Below are 7,049 nucleotides of genomic sequence, written 5' to 3' on the forward strand. Positions count from 1 at the left end.
TTTTGTGACAGCTTATTTAGTATATATTAAAATCGAACTCTTGTCAAGGACATTTTTCAAATTTTTTAAAATTTTTTAAAGTTTAAAGGGAAGATCAATGTCTTAGACAAGGTCGACTTTACTAGTATACAAACTTTGTATATTCTTGTCAACAACTTTTTTAAAAAATTTATAAATTTATTTCTTTTCTCTTCCTAGTCTTAGGTTAAAGCCTTGTAATTCTAGTATGTCTGCTACATTTCTCTTGACTTCTATTTCTGGTTTTAGCCTTGCTACTACTTGTTCACTAAAGGTGTCACTTCTCTTACCATTTTCTCTTAGGTCGTAGTAGTTTGTCATTTCTTCGTCGTATTCTTTTATCGCCTCTTTATATGATGGAAGTATTTTGTATTCATTTTCGAAGAATTTAAGTTCCATTGGCATTCTTGGTTTTAGTTGTGGCTCTTCTTTTGTATATCCAAATCCTATTCCTAGTACTGGGAATACCAATTTTGGAAGTTTTAAAGCTTCTACTAATTTACCCATGTTATTTAAGATAGATCCGAAGTATACTGCTCCCATTCCCATTGATTCTATTGCCACTGTTAGGTTTTGTATTGCCAATGTTGCATCGGTAAATCCTTGGAAGAATTTGTCCATGTCTCCTGAGGTCTTTGGTTCAAATCCATTTTCTCTTGCGATTCTATCATTTCTAAGTGTATCTACTACGAAGATCCAAAGCTCTGGTACATCTAGCAAATATTTTTGTGTGGAGATTTCGTAAATCTTTTCTCTTAAGTCTTTGTCTGTCACTCTTATAATAGAAGAGTTTTGCATGCCGGTGCTTGATGCTGTTCTATTTACTACTTCCAAAAGTGTGTCCAGCACTTCTTTTTCTACTGGTCTATTTTCAAATTTTCTTATGGTTCTGTGGCTAAGTTGTGTTTTTATGGTTTCGTTCATACTTACCTCTTTTCTTTCTGAGTTTTCTATTATCTTCTAATAAATAATAGATAGAATTATCGCTGTCAGTAGTCCGCATAGACATGTGGCTAGGGATGCCATCGCTCCTGCAACTTCCGAATGTTCCATCGCCTTGTTGGTTCCAAAGACGTGGCTTCCTGTTCCTAATGCTAGTCCCATGGCTTCGTCTGTTTCAATCTTTAGTCCTTTGTGGATGAGTTCCTTGGTCATTACTCCAGTTATTCCTGCTACTACTATGGATGCTATGGTCAGTGGAACTATTCCTCCTATCTGTAAGGATACTTCTGATCCGATGGCTGTGGTTGTTTGTTTTGGAAGTAGACTTAGAAATGTTTCTCTATTTAGCCCAAATAGCTTGGAAAGTCCATACACTGATCCTAGTCCGACGCAAGTTCCTACTATTATGGATATCAAAATTTCAAACTTATATTTTTTTAGTAGATCTCTCTTTCTATATAGTGGAAGTCCGAGCGCCACTGTTGCTGGTGCTATGAAGAATGTGAGGATTGATCCTCCTGCGTTGTACTGTTCGTATGGAATTTTTAAAACATGGTTTATTGCCATGATTAATATCGCAGAGATTAGAAGCGGATTTAGTAGTGGAAACTTCACATTTTTAAGAGATCTTGTCACTACAAAAAATATGCAGATGGTAATGGTAAATCCAAATATTTCTGTACTTATAAATTTCATTTCTTCCTCCTTATTAATGCATCTGCAACTTTCGCTGTCACTACATTTATTATGAAGGTTGAGATAATACAAGTTGCCATGATTCCTATAACTTCTGTTTTAATCTGCGGATATATTTCCTTCACCTTTACCATTCCTGGTATAAATGCTATTACCATGTTTGCCAAGAGAAATTCTGCCGCCTTTTCTATTTTCTTTTCTTTTATTATTTTACTTTGTAGTAATAGGACTAAGAGAATTAACCCTATTACTGGCGCCGGAAGCGGAACTTTCAAAATTTTATTAAAAAAATCTCCCGCTAGAAGCACCGCCATTATTATTGCAAATCCTTCAATCATATACTATGCTCCTTTTATAATTATAGTAGGCACTTAGGATTATTATTGCCATACCTGTAAGACTTATTAGGTCCGTCTTCTCACTAAATAAAAAGTATCCTATAAATATGGAAAATATTATTTGAGAGAAGTTGTAAATTGCAATTTCTGATGCCTTGCCCGATTTATATGCTAAGGTCAAGAAAAATTGTCCAAAACCAGCGGATACTCCTATCATTAGAAGATTTAGTATCTCAGTTCCATTTGGAATTACAAAGTTTCCAACTAAGAATGGAAAGCAGGCTAATGTCGAAAATATTCCGAAGTAAAGAATTATTACTTCTCCTCTTACCTTCTTGCCTACCGCTGAAAGCATAGCCATTGCAAGTCCTGCACTTACTGCTCCAGCTACCGCAACTAGCGATGGAACCATAGATCCATCGAATTTTGGTTTTACTACCAATAGCATTCCTAAGATGGATAGAATAATTGCGACTATCGAATGTTTCTCTAGTTTTTCTCCTAGAAGTAATGCCGCAAATATCATTACAAAAAATGGGCTAAGTTTTCCTATTGCTGATGAGTCTGCTATGTTCAGATATTTTACAGCATAGAAATTACATACCATTCCTATAAATCCAAAGAGAGATCTATAAAATATTTCCTTCTTCCCATCTTTTACTTTCATCTCATGTGTTCTTTTTTCTTTTACAATTAATAAAAACATCAAAATGGATATTACAAAGTTTCTAAATACTACCTGTTCAAAGGTGGGTAAATCTTTTGTATACCTTATAAATACCGCCATTAATGCAAAGAAGAATGAAGATGCTATCATATAGATAGGACCTAGATTCTTCGCTTTTTTTAAACTATTCAACTATACTCCTTAAAAATTCTACTACTGTATCTATTTCTTCTTTTGTGTTAAAAGTGGAAAGGCTAAATCTAACCATACCTTGATCTACTGTACCTGCCTTCTTGTGTACCAGCGGTGCGCAGTGGCTGCCAGGTCTTGAGCAAAGTTCAAGCTGTTCAAATAAAACTCTTGAAACTTCTCCTGAAGGATTATCTCCTATGTTAAATGAAAGTGTAGGAAGATGATTTTCTCCAAATGATCCATAGATTTTTATGCCTTTTATGGTCTTCATGGATTCGTAGAGATAATCTTTTAGTTCCCTTAAAATTTTGTAGGTGTCCTTACTCATTACATAGTCGATGCCCGCTCCTAGTGCCGCGATGCCTCCACTATTTATGGTTCCATATTCAAATACATCCGGAAATACGCTCGGAGTTTCTCTTTCGAAGGATCTAAATCCTGATCCTCCAGAAAATACTGGATGAAAATTAAAATCTCCAAGTTTTATGATTCCGCCTGTCCCTGTTGGACCGTAAAGGCATTTGTGACCGGTGAAGCAGTAGATGGTATTTGTAAATTTAGATAGGTCTAGTTCCACCGCTCCAGCACCCTGAGCTCCGTCAATGATGAGCATAAGTCCGTGTTTCTTCGTAAATTCATAGACTCTTTCTAAGTCTGTCACGTTTCCGATTACGTTAGATGCGTGTGTTATGACTACCGCCTTTGTATTTTTTTGTAGAAGTTCTTCTAACATTTCCAGTTTCAAATCGAAATTTTCATCCACGTCCACAAATGAAAGTCCCATTCCCTTATCTTCCAATTGGTATAGAGGGCGGAGAACTGAGTTGTGTTCAAGAATTGTGGTTATAACGTGGTCTTCTTTGGTTAGAAGAGATTTTAAAACAAGGTTTAAACTCGTGGTTATATTGTAGGTAAATGCAACGTCCATCGGACTAACGCTAAAAAGTTTAGCAACCTTTTGTCTAGTTCCATAGACTTTATCCATTGAGTATTCGCTTGCCGTATATGATCCGCGGGATGGATTTCCCATTTTATTGAAATCGTCAACTATTTCTTTTAAAACTGACTCAGGTTTTATAAGCGTAGTGGCGCCGTTGTCAAAATAAATCATAATAACTCCTTTCCGAATTAAGTGTTAATAATTATATTTTAGCAGATTTCTGCATTAATAAAAACTTTAATAGAAGATTAAACTAAAGTTATCTCAAATATTTTAAATATAAAAATAGGAAGGCATAGCCCTCCTATAATTACTTAATAACTTCAATTGTAGGCGGTTTAAAAGCACAACCCTTGTCTATTGAATAGGTAGCTTTGTAAATGCCATCGATTTTTAAATCATTCTTTTCTATGATTTCATTTATTTTTTCAAGATTTTCAAATGGACTCTTAAGCATTAGTCCACAGCCCGCTTTTATTGCGCCGAAAACCGGCACAAGTCTTGCATCGACATCATGGGACTGTACCTCGATCTTGCAAGCTTCTGCAAAGCTGGTGCTTTCAAAAGTATAAAGTACAAATTCCAAATTAAGGTTTCACCACCTTGTACTTGCCCATAAGTTCAACGATCTTGTACATATTTGTAATAGATCCAACTTGAACCTTTTCTTTTAGTCCGTAGTGTTCAAGGCAAAGTCCGCAGGAGAATATTTCTGTACCGCGAGATTCGATGAACTTAAGGTCCTTTATAGAATTTTCCCACAAAGTAGGAATATGAACTCCGCCGTTGTAGAATACAATTACCTTAGGAGCCACTTCTTGTTCAGAAAGAGCGTAGATAAAACCTTCGAGAAGTTTCTTAGCGAAATCTTCGTCTCCGCCGCCCATCATTTCAGAAGAAATAACTACCATGTATTCGTCGCTGTAATGAGGACCATCTTCGTGTTTAATTTCAATAGATGGATCTTTTTTAAATACAACAGTGTAGCTTTCCTTTGAATGTTCTGTCATTTCAGTTTTGTAGCCCATTTCGTGAGCCATCTTCGCAAGGTTTTCAGTAGCAATAAAATTGTCAACCTTAACTTCAAATTCTTCTGGACTTTCTTCAGAAATCAATTTCTTAGAAAGAATAACTGGTCTTGGACATGCAAGTCCCATAGCATCAATAGTTTTCATTATTTCACCTCTATAATATTTTTATCAGTAATAACTCCCACTCTCTTTAGGAAGACTCCCTTATCTCTAAATTCACGCATAACTTCTTGTGAATCAGCTGGATCAAGGGTAAACATAAGTCCTCCAGAAGTTTGAGGGTCGAAAAGAACTTCTTCATATCTGAAATCATCGAAGTCGAATTTAACATCGTTCTTCAATGAATTTCTATTCCTTTGACCTCCCGCAGTAAATAGGAAGTCACCAGCAGCCTTAAGTGCACCGCTAATCATAGGAACTTGGTCCTTGTAGATAAGAGCGCCCTTGCCTTCAACCATTTCTTTTAAATGGCCCAAAAATCCAAAACCTGTCACGTCAGTAACAGAAGTAGGATTAAATTTTCTTAAAATATCTGCCGCATATTTATTTAAAGTAACCATGGACTCCTTAGCTTCTTCGTAGCAAGATTTGTCCACTTCCCCTTGAAGATATCCACCACAGATTAGAGAAACTCCTAGCTTCTTTGTGATGAAGATTTCGTCTCCAACCTTAGAGCCTGTATTCTTCCAAATCTTGTCAGGATGAACCACACCGGTTACGCTCATGCCGTACTTGATTCTCTTGTCGTGGATGCTGTGACCACCGATTAGAGAACCTTCAGCTTCCTTCACCTTTCTAGCTCCACCTTGCAGAATTTCTTGAAGAATAGAAGAATCTTCCTCTTCAGGAAAACATACGATGTTAAGAGCAGAGATAACTTCGCCGCCCATAGCATAGATGTCAGAAAGAGCATTGGCAGCTGCGATTTCGCCGAAAGTTGCAGGTTCTTCCACCATTGCAGGGAAAAAGTCCAAAGTATTTATGATGGCAATATCATCTGTAAGTTTTATGACAGCACCATCATCCTTGCCTTCGAAACCAACAATAATTTCCGGTCTCTTATATATATCTAAAGATTTTAAAATTTCGTCAAGGTTTTCAGCGCCGATCTTCGCGTTGCAACCTCCACATACTTCTAGTTTCAAAAAATCACATCCTTTTCTTTATTTTACCACAGAGAAAAATAAAAAGATTAAACTTTTAAAAAATTCTTAAATATTTTTTTAAAAATTTTTAATTGTAAGTATATTTGTAAATAATAGGAATGTTTTGATAAGCAAATGTTACTTAATTCTAAAAATTGAAATGTAGTTTTATATAATTATGACTGAAAAATCAAAAATTTCGATTATAATTTGCATTTGTAAATTTGAAAAGAAATTTATATTATTGAAAATAATTTTCAAATTTATTTTCTTTGTGTTATAATTTATTTATAAGTGATAAAACTTATTAAAATTATTAAGAGGTGATAAAATGAATTTAATCGGATTTAAGGTTGAAGATTTTAAATCTCCAGTACTAGTAGGAAGCCACTTTGAAGAATTGACAGCCAAAGATTTAGAAGGCAAATGGTCAGTATTCTTCTTCTATCCAGGTGACTTCACATTCGTATGCCCAACAGAGTTAGAAGATCTTCAAAATAATTATAAGAATTTTAAAGCAGCAGGATGTGAAGTATACGCAGTGTCAACAGACTCTGAATTCGTACACAAAGCATGGAAAGATCATTCAGATAGAGTATCAAAAGTTGAATACCCAATGGTATCAGATAGAAACTTTGAACTTTCAAAAATGTTTGGAGTACTAATTCCAGAAGAAGGACAAGCACTAAGAGGAAGCTTCGTAATAAGCCCTGAAGGAGAAATCGTAGCATACGAAATCCATTCACCAGGAATCGGAAGATCTGCAAAAGAATTATTAAGAAAAGTAAAAGCAGCACAATTCGTACACGATCACGGCGATCAAGTATGTCCAGCAAACTGGGAAGAAGGAGACGAAACCCTAAGCCCAGGAATCGATCTAGTAGGAAAACTTTAATAAATAAAATTTCGGTGTTTCGACACCGATTTTTTATTTTTTGATGCTATACAGATAGCATGAGGTTTTTATTTTTGATGCTATCCGGATAGCATTTGTTTTTTATTGTTTCGCGTGAAGCATTAGGAAAAGCAATATTAATAAATATCTTACGCATAACCAAACCTCATTCTTTCTTCTTCAAA

At 35.4% G+C, this 7,049-nt stretch carries 9 protein-coding genes; 1 reads left to right on the forward strand and 8 read right to left on the reverse strand.

Annotated elements, in window-relative coordinates:
• Positions 1–177 precede the first annotated feature (177 nt).
• The 8 genes from HMPREF9225_RS01220 to selD all read right to left on the reverse strand — a co-directional run bounded on the left by HMPREF9225_RS01220 (position 178) and on the right by selD (position 5,969).
• Positions 178–942 carry an NADPH-dependent oxidoreductase gene (locus HMPREF9225_RS01220; protein ID WP_008901096.1) on the reverse strand — a complete coding sequence of 255 codons (765 nt, stop codon included), beginning with the start codon at positions 940–942 and terminating at the stop codon, positions 178–180.
• Between the two features lie 36 nt (positions 943–978).
• On the reverse strand, positions 979–1,656 hold the full coding sequence (locus HMPREF9225_RS01225) for an LrgB family protein (protein ID WP_008901097.1): 678 nt from the start codon (positions 1,654–1,656) through the stop codon (positions 979–981).
• A complete protein-coding gene (locus HMPREF9225_RS01230; protein ID WP_008901098.1) occupies positions 1,653–1,994 on the reverse strand; it encodes a CidA/LrgA family protein in 342 nt (113 codons plus the stop codon). The genes HMPREF9225_RS01225 and HMPREF9225_RS01230 overlap by 4 nt, the downstream gene beginning before the upstream one ends.
• Entirely contained in the window at positions 1,987–2,853 is an 867-nt protein-coding gene (locus HMPREF9225_RS01235; RefSeq protein ID WP_008901099.1) for a DMT family transporter, read from the reverse strand. The genes HMPREF9225_RS01230 and HMPREF9225_RS01235 overlap by 8 nt, the downstream gene beginning before the upstream one ends.
• Entirely contained in the window at positions 2,846–3,964 is a 1,119-nt protein-coding gene (locus tag HMPREF9225_RS01240; protein WP_008901100.1) for an aminotransferase class V-fold PLP-dependent enzyme, read from the reverse strand. Before HMPREF9225_RS01240 ends, HMPREF9225_RS01235 begins: the two co-directional genes overlap by 8 nt.
• Positions 3,965–4,103: 139 nt before the next feature.
• The gene (locus HMPREF9225_RS01245; protein ID WP_008901101.1) at positions 4,104–4,379 is read right to left on the reverse strand and encodes a putative Se/S carrier protein; all 276 of its coding nucleotides are present in this window, start codon (positions 4,377–4,379) and stop codon (positions 4,104–4,106) included.
• 1 nt (position 4,380) lies between these two features.
• Positions 4,381–4,968 (reverse strand): sulfurtransferase-like selenium metabolism protein YedF, encoded by a 588-nt coding sequence (gene yedF, locus HMPREF9225_RS01250; protein ID WP_008901102.1) that lies wholly within the window; start codon positions 4,966–4,968, stop codon positions 4,381–4,383.
• Positions 4,968–5,969 (reverse strand): selenide, water dikinase SelD, encoded by a 1,002-nt coding sequence (gene selD / locus HMPREF9225_RS01255; RefSeq protein WP_008901103.1) that lies wholly within the window; start codon positions 5,967–5,969, stop codon positions 4,968–4,970. The genes yedF and selD overlap by 1 nt, the downstream gene beginning before the upstream one ends.
• 331 nt (positions 5,970–6,300) lie before the next feature.
• Here selD and ahpC point away from each other — a divergent pair, with 331 nt between their 5' ends.
• Positions 6,301–6,864, forward strand: a complete 564-nt coding sequence (gene ahpC, locus HMPREF9225_RS01260) for an alkyl hydroperoxide reductase subunit C (protein ID WP_008901104.1) — start codon at positions 6,301–6,303, stop codon at positions 6,862–6,864.
• Positions 6,865–7,049 lie beyond the last annotated feature (185 nt).

Origin of the sequence: Peptoniphilus duerdenii ATCC BAA-1640 (assembly GCF_000146345.1) — a bacterium.
In the GTDB taxonomy this organism is placed as follows: domain Bacteria; phylum Bacillota; class Clostridia; order Tissierellales; family Peptoniphilaceae; genus Peptoniphilus_B; species Peptoniphilus_B duerdenii.